We start from the raw sequence: 18347 nt of genomic DNA, 5'->3' as shown, positions 1-18347 counted from the left end.
AGATTATGCTTGCAACAGGAAAAGCAAAATTTTACCCTGCGATGTTCGTGTCGCACCGTGGAGTTTTGAGCCAACACCTATACAAAGGGAGCCCCACCTCTGGGCGTGGCTTGCAGGCCCCCTTGGAGGGGAAGCAAAAAGCGTCCAGGGAGGCACCCACCTGCTGAGAGCGGGTTCATTAAACACACGGTGAGCACGGCATTTGTGGGGTTTTATTTTTAGGTGAGCAAGGTGGAGAGTTTCTGGTCCCGAACGGAAATGCTCATTGGGCCCGAAGGGCGGGCCCGCCTGGCAGCATCCCGGGTAGCGGTAATTGGTACCGGCGGTGTCGGTTCCTTTGCTGTGGAGGGTCTGGCCCGGTCGGGTATAGGCTACCTGGAACTGGTGGACCCGGATGTAGTACGGCCCAGCAACATCAACCGCCAGGTGCCGGCCCTCCATTCAACCCTTGGCCAGCCCAAGGTAGAAGTCCTGGCCCGGCGGTGCCGGGAGATTAACCCGGAGGCGGTAATTGTTACCCGGCAGGAAGCGTACAGCCCGGCAACGGGTTCTAAATTTGTCCGGCACGACCTGGATTACCTGGTTGATGCCATTGACAGCGTGGCAGCCAAAATTGACCTCCTGGCTACGGCCCTGCAGGCGGGGGTACCTGTGGTCAGCAGCATGGGGGCCGGTAACAGGATGGACCCCACCCGTTTAAAGGTGGCCGACATCAGCGCCACCCGGGGATGTCCCCTGGCCCGGGTCGTACGGCGGGGTCTAAAAGCCCGGGGCATCACTACGGGCCTGACGGTGGTCTATTCGGAAGAACCGCCGCTGCCGGCCCGGGCCATCCCGGACCTGGTGCCGGGCGAACGACAACCCCCCGGCAGTCTGGTTTTTGTCCCGGCCGTGGCCGGCCTGATGCTGGCCAGCCTGGTGGTACGCCACCTTCTTTCCCGGGGCAATTGTTAGTTGCCGTGGCTGCAATTATGCTTTATACTGGATAAGGGTATCCCCGGGGAAGGAGGTTCAGAGAAGTGAGCAGGAGGCCGGGCGAAGAGAGTTCCTATGCCCCCCAGCGGGATGATTTACTGCTCCGCCTGCGGAAGATCGAGGGTCAGGTTAAAGGTATCCACCGCATGATTGAAGAGGACAAGTACTGTGTCGATATTCTCATTCAGATCGCCGCCGCGCGGGCAGCCTTGAAAAAGGTAGGAACCATGATTTTTGAAGCCCATGTCCGGGGTTGTGTCCGGACGGCCATTGTCAATCAGGAAGATGGAGAAATAATTAATGAATTAATCGATGTTTTAAACCGTTTTATTAATTAAAGGGACAAGCGAAGGGAGAGAATGGGTTTGGCAGCGCCAAATATCGTTACCCTCACGGATGCCAATTTTAAAGAAGAAGTGCTCTCCGCGCAGCTCCCGGTTCTGGTTGACTTCTGGGCTGTGTGGTGTGGTCCCTGCCGGATGATTGCTCCCCTTGTGGATGAACTGGCGGAGGAATACAAGGGTAGAATCAAGGTGGCCAAGCTGAATGTAGATGAGTATCAAGGACTGGCAGCGGAGTATGGCATTATGAGTATTCCTACCCTATTGCTGTTTAAAAACGGCGAAGTTGTCTCCCGGCTTATCGGGTACCAGACTAAAGACAAGCTGGTCCAGGTGCTGGAGAAGCATTTATAAACCACAGGGATAACCCACCGGTTAGAGCATCACGTCTTACCCGGTGGGCTATCCACAACTTAACCGCTGCTATTATCCCTGTTACGCCTGCGCTGCTGCCAGGCCGTTTTTAATTGCCCTTCCCGGCCGTAGTCGCTGGGATGGTAAAAAACCTTTCCCCGGAGGTTGTCCGGCAGGTACTGCTGTTCCACCCAGCCGCCGGGGTAATCATGGGGGTACTTATAGCCCTTCCCGTGGCCAAAGGCGGCCGCGCCCCGGTAATTAGCATCCCGCAGGTGGATGGGTACCGGCCCGGCCGTTTCTTTTTCCACTGCTGCCAGCGCAGCGTCGATAGCCTTGATGACCGAATTGCTCTTGGGGGCCAGGGCAATATAGATGGTAGCTTCGGCCAGGATTATGCGGCCTTCCGGCAGGCCTACCCGTTCCACAGCCTGGGCGGCGGCACTGGCCACCACCAGGGCCTGGGGATCGGCCAGGCCCACGTCCTCGGCGGCATGGACCAAGAGCCGGCGGGCCAGGAAGGCCGGATCTTCCCCGGCGTAAATCATCCGGGCCAGCCAGTAAAGGGCGGCGTCGGGGTCTGAACCGCGCATACTTTTAATCCAGGCCGAGACGCAGTCATAATGCTGGTCACCATCCCGGTCATAGAGGACGGCCCGCTGCTGGATGGCCTCTTCAGCAACCTTGAGGGTAAGGATACGCCGGCCCTTTTCGTCCGGTGGAGTGGTGAGGACAGCAAACTCCAGGGCGTTTAAAGCCACCCGGGCATCACCGTTGGCTACCCGGGCCAGGTGCTCCAGGGCCGCTGGCTCAACTACAACGCTAAATTTGCCCAGTCCCCGGTCGGGATCTTGCAGGGCCCGCTGAAGGATGGTCAGGATGGCTTGGTCAGATAAAGCCTCCAGGCGGAAGATTCTTGAACGAGAACGGATGGCGGCATTAACGGTAAACATGGGATTCTCAACCGTGGCGCCAATAAGGGTGAGCAATCCTTCCTCAACGCAGGGGAGGAGGGCATCCTGAATGTTTTTGGCCCAGCGGTGAATCTCGTCGACAAAGATTACCGTCTTTTGCTGGTAATATTTTTCCCGCTCCCGGGCTGCGGCAATGACCCGGCGAATATCGTTAACGCCGTCTAAAACGGCATTTAAAGATTCAAAGTGGGCCCTGGTCATGCGAGCGATAATCCGGGCTAGGGTGGTTTTACCGCTCCCCGGAGGTCCCCAGAGGATAATGGAACTCAGGCTGTCGTTTTCAATGGCCCGGCGCAGCAGGGTACCGGGCCCGACGATTTTTTCCTGGCCGACAAATTCATCTAAAGTACGCGGCCGCATCCTTACGGCCAGGGGCGCGCGTGCCTCACGGCTTTCCTCGCTGGCCTGCTCAAAAAGGTCCATCACTGCCACCTCAATAGGGAATGGACTTTTTACCTCCATTTTAGCATTTCGCAGCTGGATGTAAACATTGACATATGACCGTAAGCCGGGCCGCATCCCGCCCCATTAGGAGGAGTGCCCCGGCGCCATCTGTCCCCACCTGCGCCGCGGTGCCCTGAACGAGGTGCCCCGCCGCCTGAGCTGCAACAAAGTGGCCCGGGGCCATCACCTGCACGACCTGCTGGAAACCTTACACTCGGTTCGCAACCTTCCTGGCGGTGCCAGCATGGTTTGAGTGTTATCCGTACCTGCGCGAGCGTTACCTGACGGCCCTGGAGGCAGCTGACTGGCGTAAGTCCTGACTTTTATTTAACGTATAACCCTTACCACCTCTTCCAGGGGACGGCGCGGCCGCGGTGCTGGTGTCTGGTCGGGGTAACCCACCGGTATGATGGCTACCGGCCGCAGGTTGGGAGGTAAAGAAAGGACACGGCTTACTTCAGCTTCACTGAAAGCCCCTACCCAGCAGGTCCCCAGGCCGTAGCCGGTGGCAGCCAGCATGAGGTTGGTGACGGCGGCAGCCGTATCCTGCAGGCAATAAAGATTGCGGCCCCGTTCGCCGTAAGCGGTGGCGGCCCTTTCCGGGTCGGCGCATACCACAATGACGACTGGCGCCTGGGCAACGAACTTCTGGCCCAGGGCTGCCCTGGCCAGGGCTTCTTTTAGATCGTCCTTATAGATACAATAGAAAAACCATGGCTGTACGTTACCGGCCGAAGGCGCGGCGCAGGCTGCTTCCAGCAGGCGACCGATGGTAGCTTCGGGAATGGGGTCGGGCTTGAAACGGCGGATGCTCCGCCGTTCTTTAATGCAATCGATTACGTCTTTAGTCAAGGTTCAGCCTCCTTTGCTCAATCTTCAGTACTAAAAATTAGCATAACTTACCAGGAAATGCAAGCCCTGGGCGGCGGTACGCGTTTTCCGGGCCTGCCCGAAGCGCTGTGGGGTTTATGAGGGTGATGCGCCGAATAACTGCGACGGCCGGAAGTGGATTTTTACCCGGATAGTATATTTACTTGCCAGGCGGGATAATTTAAAAAGCAGAGTAAAAAAGTCGACTTTGGCGTTGACAATACCTGAGTTAATTGCTAAGATATTATTACCGAGCAAACCACTAGGGATTGGAGGTGGTGGGGTGAAACTCTCAACGCGAGGTGAATATGGCCTGCGAGCCATGTTTGACCTGGCCCAGCATTACGGCGAAGGCCCCATCCCCATTAAAAGTGTGGCCGAAAGGCAGGATATTTCCGAGCACTACCTGGAACAGCTCATTGCCGTTTTGCGCAAGGCCGGCCTGGTGAAAAGTGTCCGGGGCGCCCAGGGCGGATATATCTTGAGCCGCGACCCGGAAGAAATTACCGTGGGGGATATCATCCGTGTACTGGAAGGCCCCATTGCCCCGGTAGAATGCCTGAATGCCAGCGAAGGCGAGGGCTGCGAGCGGGCGGAAACCTGTGTCACCAGGGGCATCTGGGAGAAGGTACGGGACAGTATAAGCAGCGTCCTGGATAGCTTTACCCTGGCCGACATGGTAGCCAGAGCCAGTAAAATGCAGCAAGACGACAAATACTATATGTATTATATCTAGCGAAAGAAAAGGGTGTAATTATGCGCAGGGTTTACCTTGATCACAGTGCCACCACACCGGTCCGTCCTGAAGTACTGGATGCTATGCTGCCCTTTCTCAAGGAGGATGCCTTTGGCAATCCTTCCACCATTTACAGCTACGGCCGGGAGGCGAAAAAGGCCCTGGACGAGGCCCGGGAAAAGGTAGCCGGCCTTATTGGCGCCCGGCCGGAGGAGATCTTCTTTACCAGCGGTGGTACTGAGGCCGATAACCTGGCCCTCATCGGCACGGCGACGGCCAACGAGAAAAAAGGCCGCCATATTATAACCTCCAGTATCGAGCACCATGCCGTCCTGCATACGGCGCAGTATTTAATGCGCCAGGGATTTAAAGTAACTTTCCTGCCGGTAACCCCGGAAGGCCTGGTGCGGGTGGAGGATGTGGAAGAGGCCATAACCGATGAAACCATCCTCATCAGCATCATGCACGTCAACAATGAAGTGGGTACCATCCAGCCCATTAAAGAGATAGGGCAGCTTGCCCGGGAGCGGGGGATTATCTTCCATACCGACGCCGTCCAGAGCGTGGGCAAAATCCCCGTTAACGTCGATGAACTGAATGTCGACCTGCTCTCGGCTTCCGGCCATAAGATATACGGGCCCAAGGGCGTTGGCTGTCTTTATATCCGTAAAGGTACCAGGATTAACCCCATTCTCCACGGGGGGGGCCAGGAGCGCAAGCGCCGGCCGGGTACGGAAAACATGCCGGGCATTGTCGGCTTTGGCCGGGCGGCGGAACTGGCCGGCCAGGAACTGCCTCAGGAAATGAAACGCCTGCAGGCCCTGCGGGACAAGCTGATTGACGGTATTCTGAACCGGATTGAGGATGTACAGTTAAACGGCGACAGGGAAAAACGGGTAGCCACCAATGCCAACTTCAGCTTCCGTTATGTAGAGGGCGAATCCCTGCTTTTAAGCCTGGACATGAAAGGTATCTGCGCCTCCAGCGGTTCAGCCTGCACTTCCGGTTCCCTGGACCCGTCCCATGTCCTGCTGGCCATGGGAATTCCCCATGAAGTGGCCCACGGCTCGGTACGCATGACCCTGGGCCGTGATAATACGGAAGCCGATATTGATTACGTCCTGGAAGTTATGCCGGAGATAGTGGCCCGGTTGCGTGCCATGTCGCCCCTGTACAACAGGTAAAAAAGGAGAAACAAAGGAGTGAGCAGGGTGTATTCGGAAAAGGTTATGGACCATTTTACCAATCCCCGTAATGTGGGCGAGATTGAAAATCCCAGCGGTGTCGGTGAAGTGGGTAACCCCGTTTGCGGCGATATCATGCGCCTGTACATCCAGGTGGAAGACGGTATAATCAAGGATTGTAAGTTCAAAACCTTTGGCTGTGGCGCCGCCATTGCCACGAGCAGCATGGTGACGGAAATGGTCAAAGGAAAGACAATAGAAGAAGCACTGCAAATAACCAATAAGGCGGTAGCCGAGGCCCTGGACGGCCTGCCGGCCCAGAAGATGCACTGTTCCAACCTGGCTGCCGATGCCCTGCATAAAGCCATTGAAGATTACCGGAATAGGAATAAGAAAGCCTCTTGAGTGGATAAAACTAAATTCAGGGGGTGGCGAAAGCGGCCCGCAAGGAAAAAGTTATGGTGGCCATGAGCGGCGGCGTGGACAGTTCTACGGCCGCCGCTTTATTGAAGGAAGCCGGCTATGAAGTAATCGGCGTTACTCTGGATCAGTGGCCCGAGGGTACGCCGCCTCCGGCGGGAGAAACCGGCTGTTGCAGTCTTACTGCCGTCGACGATGCCCGCCGGGTGGCCGGCATCCTGGATATACCTTATTATGTCTTAAACTTTCGCGAGCTTTTTGAGCGTGAAGTTATCGATTACTTCATTAATTCTTATCTGAAAGGGGAAACTCCCAATCCCTGTATAGCCTGCAACCGCCGGGTAAGGTTTGATGCCCTTTTAAAAAAGGCCAGGGCCCTGGGTATGGATTATCTTGCCACCGGCCATTATGCCCGGCGCCTTTACGATGCCAGGCGCGGCCGGTATCTCCTGGCCAAAGGGCGGGATGCCGATAAAGACCAGAGCTATGTCCTTTATTCCTTTACCCAGGAACAGCTGGCCCATACCCTGCTACCCCTGGGGGATTATACTAAAAAAGAAGTGCGCCAGATTGCCAAAAGTTATGGCCTGCCGGTAGCAGAAAAGGCCGAATCCCAGGATATTTGTTTTATCACCGAGGGTGATTATCGTGATTACCTCCGGAGCAAGGTGGGGCAGGCTATAAAACCTGGTCCCATCCTGGATGTCAAGGGTCGGGTGGTTGGCCGGCATCAGGGACTCCCTTATTACACAATCGGCCAGCGCAAAGGCCTGGGCCTGGCCCTGGGTAAGCCCTGCTTTGTGGTAGCCCTGGATCCAGAACGCAATGCTGTTATTGTCGGCGGCAAAGAAGACCTGGAGCGACGCGTTCTCTTTTCCCGGGACAACAATTACATCCTGTGGGGGGAACTGCCGTCCCGGGCCCGGGTAACGGCGAAAATTCGTTACCGGGCCCCCGAGGCGGCAGCTACCGTGTACCCCATGGAGGACGGCCGCGCCAGGCTGGAGTTTGACGAGCCCCAGCGGGCCATTACCCCGGGCCAGGCCGTCGTCTACTACCAGGGCGACCTGGTGGTAGGCGGCGGTACTATCGAGGCTACCTTTGCTCATGATTGAGGCGCATGCTGTTAACCTTCCCTGGTTATACTAGAGGAAGGTTATCTTTTTTAGTGGAGGTTTGACTATGCCCAAGGGGAGGGAACTGGTTGGTTTACCGGTCATCAGCCAGGACCGGGGGGAAGAATTGGGCCGGGTCCAAGACCTCCTCTATGACGAGACAACCGGCCTTTTAAAGGCCCTGATCCTGGCCGACGGCAGCTGGTTGCAGCAGCCCCGGGTGGTATCCTTTGAGGAATTGCAGTCCCGGGGACCGAAAACCTTTACCGTTGCCGGCGCAGAGGCCGTCGGCCATGAACTGCCGGCAGGGTTAAGGCGCTGGCAGGAGATAAAAGGCCTGCGCCTTTTAAGCCGGGACGGCCAGGAACTGGGCCTGGTGGAAGATCTGGTTGTTGACCTTCCTTCCGGCCAGGTGAAAGCCTTAGAAATATCAACGGGTCTGGTTAACGACCTCCTGGAAGGGCGCCAGGAAATTCCCCTTACCGGGGAGGTTAAGTGGGGTACGCAGGCAGTAATTATGGGTTAATATTTTTTAGGGAGTGAGCTAAATGTTAAACTGCCCCCGTTGCGGTAGTAAATCCATCGGAAAAATAGGGACCGATCAATATTACTGCTGGGATTGTTTCGTAGAATTTAACAACCGCCGGGAAATTTTTAATGTTGCTGAGGACGGGACCTTAATATCCCTGGAAGGGTAGGGGGGCAAGGTGGGCTTGAGCTTCTGGCGTGGTTTTATCGCTGGCAGTATCATGGGGGCCATAATCAGCAGTACCTTAAAATGGCCCCGGGAAAAACCCCTGTTGCAGCAAGAGCCGGTACCCCTTACACCGCCGGAGGAGCCTATCCCGGCGCGCCCCAGGGGAGTTGTCCGCCGCCGCTCTCAGGTTAGACCATAGGTTGGGAAAAGTATGACGGTAAAGCGGGCTTTAAAAATCTGGCGTCTGGCCGGGGCCGGGCTTTTCCTGGCCGCGGCCTTATTTTTCCTGTATCGCGTGCGTGAGGTTTTGACACCTTTCTTCCTGGCGGCCTTCCTGGCCTACCTTTTAAAGCCGGCCATGATGAAGCTAGAGAAAAAGGGTTTAAAGCGCCCCCTGGCCATTTTACTTCTCTATCTGCTTATCCTGGCCCTTTCCCTGCCGGTATTTTTCTTTATTCTACCCAGGCTAATCCGGGAATTAAATGAATTTCTTATCCGCCTGCCTGCCTTTACGGCCGAGGTTGAAGGCCTGCTTCAGGGTTTCTACCAGCGTTACAATCAAGTAGCCATACCTGCCGGCCTGCGCCGGCTCCTGGATGAAACCCTCACCAGTCTAAGCACCACCTTCCAGCAGAGCGCTCGCCAGGCCCTCCAGGTCCTCCTCGATCTCCTGAGCGGGGCTACCAGCTTCCTCCTGGCGCCAATTTTAGCCTACTACCTTTTACGCGACAGTGAACAAATCGGCCGGGCAGCCAGCCACCTGCTACCCATCCAGATGAAAGAGGACGCTTTAGGGTTGTGGCTGGAGATCGACCGGGTATTGACCAGTTTCATCCGCGGCCACCTGCTGGTGTCCCTGATTGTAGGTTTCCTGACCGGCATGGGCCTGGCCCTGGTCGGTTCCCGATACGCAGTCATCCTGGGCACAGTAGTAGGCCTGGCCGATTTAATTCCCTATTTTGGACCGGTAATCGGTGCTGTTCCCGTCCTGGCCCTGACCCTTCTGGAATCGAAGAAAACGGCCCTTTACGCCCTGGTAGTCATGGGCATTGTCCAGCAGGTAGAAAGCAGTTTACTGGCTCCGCGTATTTTAAGTGAAAGTGTCGGCCTCCATCCGCTGGTAATTATCTTTGCTCTCCTGGCCGGCGGCGAACTCTGGGGTGTGACCGGCCTGCTCCTGGCCGTACCCCTGACGGCTATTGGTTGCATTGTAGTGAAATTTATCTGGGCGCGTCTGGTTGGCAGTTAATTTGGAGTTAAAATTTTACTAACCGGCAGGAATCCTGCTCTCAACGTGGAAATAACTTAACTATAAGTTAAAAATGGTAGCCCGATTAAAGTCAAGTTAAGCCGTGCTAAGAGGAGGAAAATCAGATGCACGAGGAAATTATTAAAAAGATTAAGGCGGAAGTAGAGAGGTACCGCGAGGATATAATCCAGTTTTTACGGGACATAGTAGCCATTCCCAGCCCCAACGGTGACATCAAAGCAGTGGCCGAGCGCATTGGTCGGGAAATGAAAAAGCTGGATTTTGACGAGGTCTTCCTGGACAGTATGGGCAACATCGTCGGTCGTATTGGCAACGGCCCGAAGGTCCTGCTTTACGACAGCCATATCGACACGGTTGATATAGCCGATTCTGACCAGTGGCAGTGGGATCCCTATAAGGGCAAGATCGAAAACGGCATCTTCTACGGCCTGGGTGCCGGGGATGAGAAGAACTCCACCCCGGGGATGGTATACGGCCTCAAAATTATGAAGGACCTGGGCCTCAGCCGTGATTTTACCCTTTATTACTTCGGCAACATCGAAGAAATCTGCGACGGCGTCGCCCCCAACTCTCTGGTGGTGACGGATAAAATTAAGCCTGACTTCGTCGTCATCGGTGAGCCGACGAAAATGAATATCTACCGCGGCCATCGCGGCCGGGTGGAGATGAAGGTCACCACCAAGGGCCGTACCTGCCATGCCAGTGCCCCCGAGCGAGGGGTAAATGCTGTTTATAAGATGGCGGAAATTATCAAGGCTATCAGCCAGATGGGGGAAGAGTTTATTGAGGATCCCTTCCTGGGAAAGGGCTCCATTGCCGTAACAGATATCCACTGCAAGACGCCTTCTATCAATGCCCTGCCCGACGAGTGCTTTATATACATCGACCGCCGTCTTACCTTTGGCGAAACCCAGGAAATGGCCGTAGAGCAGGTGCGCAAAGTGGCCGAGCCCCATGGCGGCATGGTGGAAGTGCTGGAATTTGCCGATCCCAGCTACACCGGCTTTGTCTTTAAAGTCGACAAATACTTCCCGGCCTGGGCCCTGCCGGAGGACCATCTCCTGGTGAAGGCAGGCCTCAAAACCTACGAGCAGCTTTTTGGCCGACCCACAGGCGTAGGCAAGTGGGTTTTCAGCACCAACGGCACCTACTGGGTGGGTAAAGCTGGTATCCCTGCCATCGGCTTCGGACCGGGGGATGAGGTATATGCCCACTCCGTCCTCGACCAGGTACCTATTGAGGATGTCGTTCGCTCCACCGAGTTTTACGCCTTCTTCCCAACAGTCTTGAGCGAGATGATGAACAAATAAGTTAGTCGCCCCTCAAATGAAAGTGAGGGGCTTTTTCTTGCGGGCGAACCTTCATTGACAACCTTCGCCGCTTCAGGTATAATGTAGAAAAATTTAGCCTGGAGAACCTCGTTCACCGCCCCGGGGCGGGGGCGAGGTTTAGTTTTGACGAGGAGTTGACGTTTTTTGACGGGGAATGAGCTCCGGGAGAAATTTTTAAGCTTTTTCGCCAGTAAGGGACATACCATTGTCCACAGTTCTTCCCTGGTGCCGGTGAACGATCCGACCCTGCTTTTTACCAATGCCGGTATGGTACAGTTTAAAGACGTTTTCCTGGGCCTGGACCGGCGCCCTTTTAAACGGGCGACGACAGCCCAGAAGTGTGTCCGAGCCGGGGGCAAACATAACGACCTGGATACCGTCGGGCGTACCGCCCGTCACCATACCTTTTTTGAGATGCTGGGTAATTTCTCCTTTGGTGATTACTTCAAGCGCGAGGCCATTTCTTTTGCCTGGGAATTTTTAACCCGGGTGCTGGAGTTGCCGCCGGAACGCCTCTGGATTACCGTCTACCAGGATGACGATGAGGCCTACCGTCTCTGGCAGGAAGTAGCCGGCATTCCGGCCGAACGGATTGTCCGCATGGGTGAAAAGGATAACTTCTGGGCCATGGGCGACACCGGCCCCTGCGGTCCCTGCAGCGAGATTATTTACGACCGCGGACCGGAACATGCCTGCAGGGCTACCCATTGCGCCCTGGGGGCCTGTGACTGTGACCGCTGGCTGGAGATCTGGAACCTGGTTTTTATGCAGTATGAACGGGATGCCGGCGGTAATTTAACGCCTTTACCTCGCCCCAGCATTGATACCGGTATGGGACTGGAACGGATGGCCTCAATTTTACAGGGCGTGGACAGCAATTTTGACACCGACCTCCTGCAGCCTTTAATTAAGGCCATGGAAGTCTTAAGCGGCCGTGCCTATGATCGTGGGGAGGCCGGCTTCCCCTTTCGGGTCATTGCCGATCATGCCCGGGCCTGTACTTTTCTCATTGCCGACGGCGTTTTACCGGGGAATGAAGGCCGCAGCTACGTCCTGCGCCGGATTTTGCGCCGGGCGGCTCGCTTTGGTAAAGCCCTGGGTGTGGAGGAACCCTTCCTGTACCGCCTGGTGGATACGGTGGTTGATATTATGGGCCAGGCCTACCCCGAGGTGGCGGAACAGCGGGAGTACATTGCCCGGGTAATGCGCCAGGAAGAAGAGCGTTTCCACGAAACCCTGAATGATGGCATGAGGGTCTTAAGCGGCATCCTGGAGCGGGCCGGACGTGAAGGCCGGGATACCATCAGCGGCCAGGAAGCTTTTACCCTCTATGATACCTATGGTTTTCCCGTTGACCTGACAGAGGAAATTGCCGGCGAAAAGGGTTTCAAATTAGACCGGGCCGGTTTTGAAGAGGCCATGGCGGCCCAGCGGGAACGAGCTCGGGCGGCACGCGAAGATATCAAGGCCTATGAATTTGCCCTGGCCTTTGCCGGCAACCTGGACGACATCGGCGGCACAGAATTCACCGGCTACGAGCGGTTGGAAGACACCGGTAAAGTCCTGGCCCTGGTACGACAAGGCGAGCGAGTTCCTTATCTGGCCGAGGGGGAAAGCGGCTATGTCGTCCTGGACCGGACACCCTGCTACCCGGAGGGTGGCGGCCAGGTGGGGGACCAGGGTAGTTTAGCCTGGCCCGGCGGTGCGGCCGGGGTACTGGATACCAGGCGCCTGCCCGGAGGGAAGATTGTCCACCAGGTGACTGTAACTGCCGGCAAGCTAGCTGCCGGACAGGAAGTAAAGGTCATGGTGGACAGGGAGCGTCGCCTGGCCACGGCCAGGAATCATACCGCGACCCACCTGTTACACCGGGCCTTAAAGAATGTTCTGGGTGAACACGCCAACCAGGCCGGTTCCCTGGTAACACCGGAAAGGCTGCGCTTTGACTTTACCCATTTTGCTCCCTTGACCGAAGAAGAGCTGAAGGCCATAGAGAAGGAAGTAAATGTTAAGGTTTTAGCCAGTTTGCCGGTAACGACCCTGGAGACTTCCCTCCAGGAAGCAAAGGCCATGGGAGCTACGGCCCTCTTTGGCGAGAAATACGGCGGACAGGTGCGGGTGGTAAAGATGGGTGACTATAGCCTGGAACTGTGCGGCGGTACCCACCTGCGCTCCACCAGCGAAGTAGGTCTTTTCCGGCTTACGAGTGAGAGCAGCATTGGTGCCGGCGTGCGCCGGGTGGAAGCGGTAACGGGAGCGGCCGCGCTGGACCTGGTTAGCCACGAGTACCAGGAACTGGCCTCTGTCGCCGGTTTGCTCAAAGTACCGCCCTTCCAGGTGGCCGGACGGGTGCAGCAGCTCCTGGAGAAAGGCAAGGAAATGGAGCGGGAAATCACCCGCTTGCGTAACCAGCTGGCTACCTACACCGTCAAAGATTTGCTGGAACAAGTGCGGGAAGTAGCCGGGGTCCGGGTGCTGCAGGCCCGGGTAGATATAACCGACTCCGAAGCTTTACGAGAGCTGGCCGATAAAGTGCGGGACAAAATGGGTTCAGGCGTAGTGGTCCTGGGTTCACAGCATGATGGTCGCGTTAATTTTGTTGCTATGGTAAGTAAAGACCTGGTGAAGCGGGGCGTCCATGCCGGGAATTTATTACGCGAGGTGGCCCGGATTGCTGCCGGCGGCGGCGGGGGCCGGGCAGATATGGCCCAGGCCGGGGGCAAGGATCCAAGCAAGCTGGACGAGGCCCTGGCCTACAGCCTTAAGGTAGTGGCCCAGCAGGTTCGCTAAGAGAGACCGGGAAACCGCAAGGAGGGTGAAGGCAATGTCCGGGGACATGCAGGAAACAATGATGTTTAAAGTGGAGAAAGAGGAGAAGGTTAAAGTCCGGGATGTGCTGGTGGAAGTCCAGGCGGCTTTAAAGGAAAAGGGGTACGATCCCATAAACCAGTTGATCGGCTACCTCCTCTCAGGGGACCCGGCTTACATTACCAGCCATAACGGGGCCCGCAACTTGATTCGCCGCGTGGAGCGCGATGAGATCATCGCTGAGTTGCTGAAGAATTATTTAACTTAAAGGGGAGGATGCGACCCATGGCCCTGTCGGATGTGGAGCTGACGGTCAACCTCTATACCGAAGGTGATAAGTTTTTTGACCTCCTGAAGGCCGCGGTGCGTGACTGGCAGGGGGGCTGGGGGCATGAACGGGAACGGGCGGCCTATGCCCTGGAGCTTTACCAGCGCTGCCTCCAAACCATGCGCGCCCACCTGGAGGAAGCCAGGGCAAAGGCCGAAGGAGGTTTCTTTACTGATCAGGATCAGCGGATTTTAAACCGTACCGAAGAAAAGCTGGCTTACTGGGAGAAAAAGCTGGATGAAATACGGAAATAGATATTCAGGAAGTTAGCCCCATGTTTTACACCACCCTGGGAGCCAGCGGGATCAGGGTATCCCGCCTGTGTTTTGGTTCCTTGACCATAGGCCCGCTCCAGGCGGGCCTGAGTATTGCTGCCGGGGCCAGCCTCCTCCGCCGTGCCCTGGAGCTGGGTGTCAACTTTATTGATACGGCCCAGTGTTATGCCACGTATCCCCATATCCGGGCCGCCCTGCAGGGCTGGCAGGAACCGGTAGTCGTGGCCACCAAATCCTATGACTATACGGCAGAAGGTATGGCCCGGAGCCTGGAGGAGGCCCGGCGCGAGCTGGACCGGGATGTTATTGATATCTTTTTGCTCCACGAGCAGGAAACGGCCCTGACCCTGGCCGGCCACCGGCCGGCCCTGGAATACCTCCTGGAAGCCAAAGCGCGCGGCTTGGTACGGGCCGTGGGTATATCCTCCCATGCTGTAGCAGCGGTGCGGGCGGCAGCCGTGATGCCGGAAATCGATATTATCCATCCCCTTTACAATCAGGCGGGGCTGGGGATACTAGACGGCAGCAGGGAAGAGATGCTGGCCGCCATTACCCTGGCCCACAGTAACGGCAAGGGGATCTATGCCATGAAGGCCCTGGGGGGCGGGCACCTGGGAACACAAGCGCGACAGGCCCTGGAGTTTGTTCTGGCCACGCCGGTCATTGATGCCGTAGCCGTTGGCATGCAATCCCTGGAGGAGGTAGAGGTGAATGTCGCCTGGTTTAGCGGCCAGGAGCCGGCGGCGGAACTGCTGGCACGGCTTCAGGTAAGGAAACGCCGGCTCCTGGTTGAAGACTGGTGCCGTGGTTGCGGTTCGTGCGTTAAACGATGCCCCCAGGGAGCCCTGGAACTGGCCGGCGGGCGGGTGGTAGTCGATCCCGGGCGGTGCATCCTCTGCGGTTATTGCGCCGGCGCCTGCCGCGATTTTTGCCTTAAGGTGATTTGAATTGCGCATTATGGGACTGGATGTCGGCAGCAAAACCATTGGCGTGGCCGTTAGCGACCCTTTAGGCTGGACAGCCCAGGGCGTGACCACCATTCGCCGGAAAAACAGGGCTGCCGATGTGGAAGCTCTGAAGCAGTTAGTTGACCGGTATGGTGTCGAAGAAGTGGTGGTTGGGCTTCCCCGCAATATGAACGGTACCTGCGGGCCCCGGGCGGCGGAGGCCCGCGCCTTTGCCGCCAGGTTAAAGGCTGAACTGGGCCTGCCGGTGCACCTCTATGACGAGCGCCTCTCCACTGTAGCGGCTGATAAAATCCTCCTGGAAGCCGACCTATCCCGCCGCCGCCGGCGGGCCGTTGTCGACCAGGTAGCGGCCAGTATAATTTTGCAGGGATACCTTGACCGGCGGGGGCAAAATGGGGTATGATAGGCCTATCCTGGAAAAAGGAGTGAGGACATGGCCGACCAGGAAAACACCATCGTCCTGACAGATGATGAAGGGCAGGAGCATGAGTTTGTAGTCGTAGATATCCTCAATGTCGAAGATGACGAGTATGCCATCCTGTTACCAGTGGAAACCGGCGATACCGAAGCTGCTGAAGCCATTGTGCTGAAGATCGGTGTGGATGAAGATGGCAACGAGGTCCTTTATGAGATTGAGGATGAAGACGAATGGCAGCGCGTGGCTGAGGTCTGGGCAGACGCCCTGGATGAAGGAGAGGAAGATTGAAGCTAAAAAGCCCGCCAGGAAAACTGGCGGGCTTTGCCTTAAATTTACTTTGTATCTCCGGCCCACAGGGGGCATATTATGTTTTAAAAATGTTTACGGGAAGTGGGCCCATGGTCAGGTGGAAACTGGCAGCATTTTTAATTTTTCTGCTGGGAGCGGCCAGCCTGGCCGTAATGGGAATATATTTTTCCGGCCGCATTTTCCCGGGCGTAACCATTGCCGGTTGGCCAATCGGAGGGCTGCCGCCGGCTGCTGCCAGGTTAAAGATAATGGAACTGGCTACGGAAATCCTGGACCGGGAAATTAAATTGCGCCTGGGCGACAGGTTGATAACGACTACTCCCCGAAACCTGGGGATGAATATTGATATTGAGGCTACTTTATCCCGGGCCTGGGCCCTGGGCCGGACCGGCAATTTAAAGCAACGCCTGTCTGTTTTCGCATTAAACCGGCGCCGGCTGGAGCCGGTATATCAGTGGGAACAGCAGCGCCTCCAGGCGGAATTAAAACGCCTGGGCAGTGATATCTTGAAAGAGCCGGTAGATGCGCGCCTGGAAATAGATAGTAACGGTAAACCTTACTTAATACCCGCGCAGGCCGGCTGGCAGGTGGATACCGGGACCTTCATGAGGCGCCTGGAAGTGCAATCCCGGGGAGAGGTGATCGACATCCCCTTGAACCGTCTTGAACCACAGCTGACTACAGCTGCATTGGCGGCCCGGAAAATTGAAAAAGCGACCGGGTCTTTTACCACCGTTTTTAATCCAGCTGATACAGGCCGTACCCACAATATCCGGCTGGCGTCCAGCACTCTGGATAATACCTGGTTGCCGCCGGGGGGAGAGTTCTCCTTTAACCTGGCAGTGGGGCCACGGACCGCAGAACGTGGCTACCGGGAAGCCCTGGTCATTGAAGATCGCAACTTTGTACCCGGCATTGGCGGCGGTGTATGCCAGGTGTCATCAACCCTTTATAATGCCGCCCTGGCTGCCGGGTTAACTATCGTCGAGCGCCAGCCTCATGGTCTGGCCGTAGGTTATGTGCCGCCGGGGCGGGATGCCACCGTCGTCTATGGCCTGATTGATCTTAAAATCCGCAATGATACTCCTTTCTGGTACTGGTTGAAGGCCCGGGTGGCTAGTGATAAACTGACAATGACCTTTTATGCCGCCGGGGAGGCCCCCGCCGCTGAGATAGTGAGCCAGGTAATTGAAAAGATCCCGCCACCGGAAGAAGTGGAAGTAGTACCCCTCTGGCCCCCCGGGAAGGTGGAAGTTAAACAGGAAGGAAAACCGGGTTTCCGGACCAGGGTTATCAGGATTATCCACCAGCAGGGTAAAGAAGGGCGGCAAGAGGTTGTCTCCCAGGATTTATACCCACCGTTACCACGGGTCATCCGCCGCGGACAGCCTGGGGAAACTGTTGTGCATTCCTCCGGATCTTGATATAATGAAAAAAATAGTTATGGAGAGAAAACAGGTTAATGATGGGGGAAGAGCTGGAAACAAGCTATAATCGAGCTTTCTGGCAGTCCTGGCGCCGCCGGTTAATTTTTTTCCTGGCACTAATTATTCTGGTCCTGGGCGGGAGCGGGTATTTTTTCCTGACCATGCTGGCCCCGGTGCAGCCCGGCGCCCCGGCCAAAGAGGTATATATTGCGCCGGGATCAAGTTCGGCCGCTATTGCCAGCACTCTTACCCGCCAGGGGATAATCAAGAGTCCCCTGGCTTTCCGGCTGGCGACCATGGCTACAGGCCTGGACAAGCAGCTAAAGCCAGGCTACTATTTAATCTCCCCCGGCCTTTCCCTGCCGGAAGTCCTCCGCCTGCTGGCTGCGGGCAATGTCCAGGAGATTGAATTTACAGTTCCCGAAGGATATACGGTACGGGAAATAGCCGCCTTGCTGCAGCAGAAAGGCTTGGCCCGGAAAGAGGATTTCCTGCAGGCTGCAGCCCGGGATTATCCCTTTGATTTTTTGCCGGACATGCCTTCCAGCCCGGAACACGTCCAGGGTTTTTTGTTTCCCGACACCTACCGGGTGGCCAGGGGGACGCCGCCCGAGGAGATAGTGCTGATGATGCTCAAACGCTTTAACGAGGTTTACCAGGAAATCAGCCGGGAGAAAGACCCGGCCCTGGACTTAAATACCAGGCAGATTGTTACTTTGGCTTCCATCGTAGAAAGGGAAGCCAGGGTTGATGCCGAGCGGGCTATCATTGCCGGAGTATATGTTAACCGCCTCAAACGGGGTATGCGCCTGGAAGCTGATCCCACGGTACAATATCTATTACCTGAGCCCAAGCCCGTCCTCACTTACCGGGACCTGGAGATCGATTCCCCTTATAATACCTACCGGGTCAATGGCCTGCCCCCAGGACCCATTGCCAATCCGGGCCGGGCCTCGCTCCTTGCGGCCTTAAAACCGGCTAAAACAGATTATCTATACTTTGTGGCTAAACCGGACGGTTCCCATTATTTTAGTCGTACCCTGGCCGAACACAACCAGGCAGTAGCCCGCTACCAGGCCAGGTAATTAAATGCTATCATCAAC

At 56.4% G+C, this 18347-nt stretch carries 21 protein-coding genes and 1 other RNA gene; 20 read left to right on the top strand and 2 right to left on the bottom strand.

Features of this window, described 5'->3' with window-relative positions:
- Positions 1–30 precede the first annotated feature (30 nt).
- The 4 genes from ssrS (at position 31) to trxA (ending at position 1670) form a co-directional block, all read left to right on the top strand.
- A non-coding RNA gene (ssrS, locus tag MCACP_RS09365) (6S RNA) lies at positions 31–215 on the top strand.
- A gap of 7 nt (positions 216–222) precedes the next feature.
- Complete coding sequence (locus MCACP_RS09360; protein WP_406676519.1) at positions 223–954, top strand: tRNA threonylcarbamoyladenosine dehydratase; 732 nt, start codon at positions 223–225, stop codon at positions 952–954.
- 65 nt (positions 955–1019) lie between these two features.
- Positions 1020–1313, top strand: coding sequence for a metal-sensitive transcriptional regulator (locus MCACP_RS09355; RefSeq protein WP_406676518.1), 294 nt, complete (start codon positions 1020–1022; stop codon positions 1311–1313).
- A gap of 21 nt (positions 1314–1334) precedes the next feature.
- Positions 1335–1670: a thioredoxin gene (gene trxA / locus MCACP_RS09350; RefSeq protein ID WP_406676517.1), complete on the top strand. Its 336-nt coding sequence runs from the start codon at positions 1335–1337 to the stop codon at positions 1668–1670.
- 59 nt (positions 1671–1729) lie between these two features.
- Here the strand turns inward: trxA and MCACP_RS09345 are convergent, their stop codons facing one another.
- Positions 1730–3067 carry an AAA family ATPase gene (locus tag MCACP_RS09345; RefSeq protein ID WP_406678726.1) on the bottom strand — a complete coding sequence of 446 codons (1338 nt, stop codon included), beginning with the start codon at positions 3065–3067 and terminating at the stop codon, positions 1730–1732.
- A gap of 348 nt (positions 3068–3415) precedes the next feature.
- Complete coding sequence (locus MCACP_RS09340; RefSeq protein ID WP_406676516.1) at positions 3416–3940, bottom strand: nitroreductase family protein; 525 nt, start codon at positions 3938–3940, stop codon at positions 3416–3418.
- Positions 3941–4241: 301 nt separating this feature from the next.
- Between MCACP_RS09340 and MCACP_RS09335 the strand changes: the two genes are divergently transcribed.
- The 16 genes from MCACP_RS09335 (at position 4242) to mltG (ending at position 18329) form a co-directional block, all read left to right on the top strand.
- A complete protein-coding gene (locus MCACP_RS09335; RefSeq protein WP_406676515.1) occupies positions 4242–4694 on the top strand; it encodes an RrF2 family transcriptional regulator in 453 nt (150 codons plus the stop codon).
- Between the two features lie 20 nt (positions 4695–4714).
- Entirely contained in the window at positions 4715–5878 is a 1164-nt protein-coding gene (gene nifS / locus MCACP_RS09330) for a cysteine desulfurase NifS (RefSeq protein WP_406676514.1), read from the top strand.
- Positions 5879–5905: 27 nt separating this feature from the next.
- Complete coding sequence (nifU, locus tag MCACP_RS09325) at positions 5906–6283, top strand: Fe-S cluster assembly scaffold protein NifU (RefSeq protein WP_141265272.1); 378 nt, start codon at positions 5906–5908, stop codon at positions 6281–6283.
- A gap of 53 nt (positions 6284–6336) precedes the next feature.
- Positions 6337–7413, top strand: a complete 1077-nt coding sequence (gene mnmA / locus MCACP_RS09320) for a tRNA 2-thiouridine(34) synthase MnmA (RefSeq protein ID WP_406678725.1) — start codon at positions 6337–6339, stop codon at positions 7411–7413.
- Between the two features lie 67 nt (positions 7414–7480).
- A complete protein-coding gene (locus tag MCACP_RS09315) occupies positions 7481–7939 on the top strand; it encodes a PRC-barrel domain-containing protein (RefSeq protein ID WP_406676513.1) in 459 nt (152 codons plus the stop codon).
- Positions 7940–8126: 187 nt separating this feature from the next.
- The gene (locus MCACP_RS09310; protein WP_406676512.1) at positions 8127–8309 is read left to right on the top strand and encodes a hypothetical protein; all 183 of its coding nucleotides are present in this window, start codon (positions 8127–8129) and stop codon (positions 8307–8309) included.
- Between the two features lie 12 nt (positions 8310–8321).
- A complete protein-coding gene (locus MCACP_RS09305; protein ID WP_406676511.1) occupies positions 8322–9359 on the top strand; it encodes an AI-2E family transporter in 1038 nt (345 codons plus the stop codon).
- Between the two features lie 125 nt (positions 9360–9484).
- Positions 9485–10690 (top strand): YgeY family selenium metabolism-linked hydrolase, encoded by a 1206-nt coding sequence (locus MCACP_RS09300; RefSeq protein ID WP_406676510.1) that lies wholly within the window; start codon positions 9485–9487, stop codon positions 10688–10690.
- 165 nt (positions 10691–10855) lie between these two features.
- The gene (gene alaS / locus MCACP_RS09295; RefSeq protein ID WP_406676509.1) at positions 10856–13501 is read left to right on the top strand and encodes an alanine--tRNA ligase; all 2646 of its coding nucleotides are present in this window, start codon (positions 10856–10858) and stop codon (positions 13499–13501) included.
- A gap of 34 nt (positions 13502–13535) precedes the next feature.
- Positions 13536–13787, top strand: coding sequence for an IreB family regulatory phosphoprotein (locus MCACP_RS09290; RefSeq protein WP_406676508.1), 252 nt, complete (start codon positions 13536–13538; stop codon positions 13785–13787).
- Positions 13788–13804: 17 nt separating this feature from the next.
- On the top strand, positions 13805–14101 hold the full coding sequence (locus MCACP_RS09285) for a hypothetical protein (RefSeq protein WP_406676507.1): 297 nt from the start codon (positions 13805–13807) through the stop codon (positions 14099–14101).
- Positions 14102–14121: 20 nt separating this feature from the next.
- Positions 14122–15069, top strand: a complete 948-nt coding sequence (locus MCACP_RS09280; protein WP_406676506.1) for an aldo/keto reductase — start codon at positions 14122–14124, stop codon at positions 15067–15069.
- A 1-nt stretch (position 15070) separates the two neighbouring features.
- Complete coding sequence (gene ruvX / locus MCACP_RS09275; protein WP_406676505.1) at positions 15071–15493, top strand: Holliday junction resolvase RuvX; 423 nt, start codon at positions 15071–15073, stop codon at positions 15491–15493.
- A gap of 30 nt (positions 15494–15523) precedes the next feature.
- Positions 15524–15796, top strand: coding sequence for a DUF1292 domain-containing protein (locus MCACP_RS09270; RefSeq protein ID WP_406676504.1), 273 nt, complete (start codon positions 15524–15526; stop codon positions 15794–15796).
- Positions 15797–15906: 110 nt separating this feature from the next.
- Entirely contained in the window at positions 15907–17241 is a 1335-nt protein-coding gene (locus tag MCACP_RS09265; protein ID WP_406676503.1) for a VanW family protein, read from the top strand.
- A 38-nt stretch (positions 17242–17279) separates the two neighbouring features.
- On the top strand, positions 17280–18329 hold the full coding sequence (gene mltG / locus MCACP_RS09260) for an endolytic transglycosylase MltG (RefSeq protein ID WP_406676502.1): 1050 nt from the start codon (positions 17280–17282) through the stop codon (positions 18327–18329).
- The last annotated feature ends 18 nt before the right edge of the window (positions 18330–18347 follow it).

Source organism: Neomoorella carbonis, assembly GCF_045278715.1.
Lineage (GTDB): Bacteria > Bacillota > DSM-521 > Neomoorellales > Neomoorellaceae > Neomoorella > Neomoorella carbonis.
Note: the sequence above shows the minus strand (reverse complement) of the source record. Positions and strands in the feature narration are given on the sequence as shown.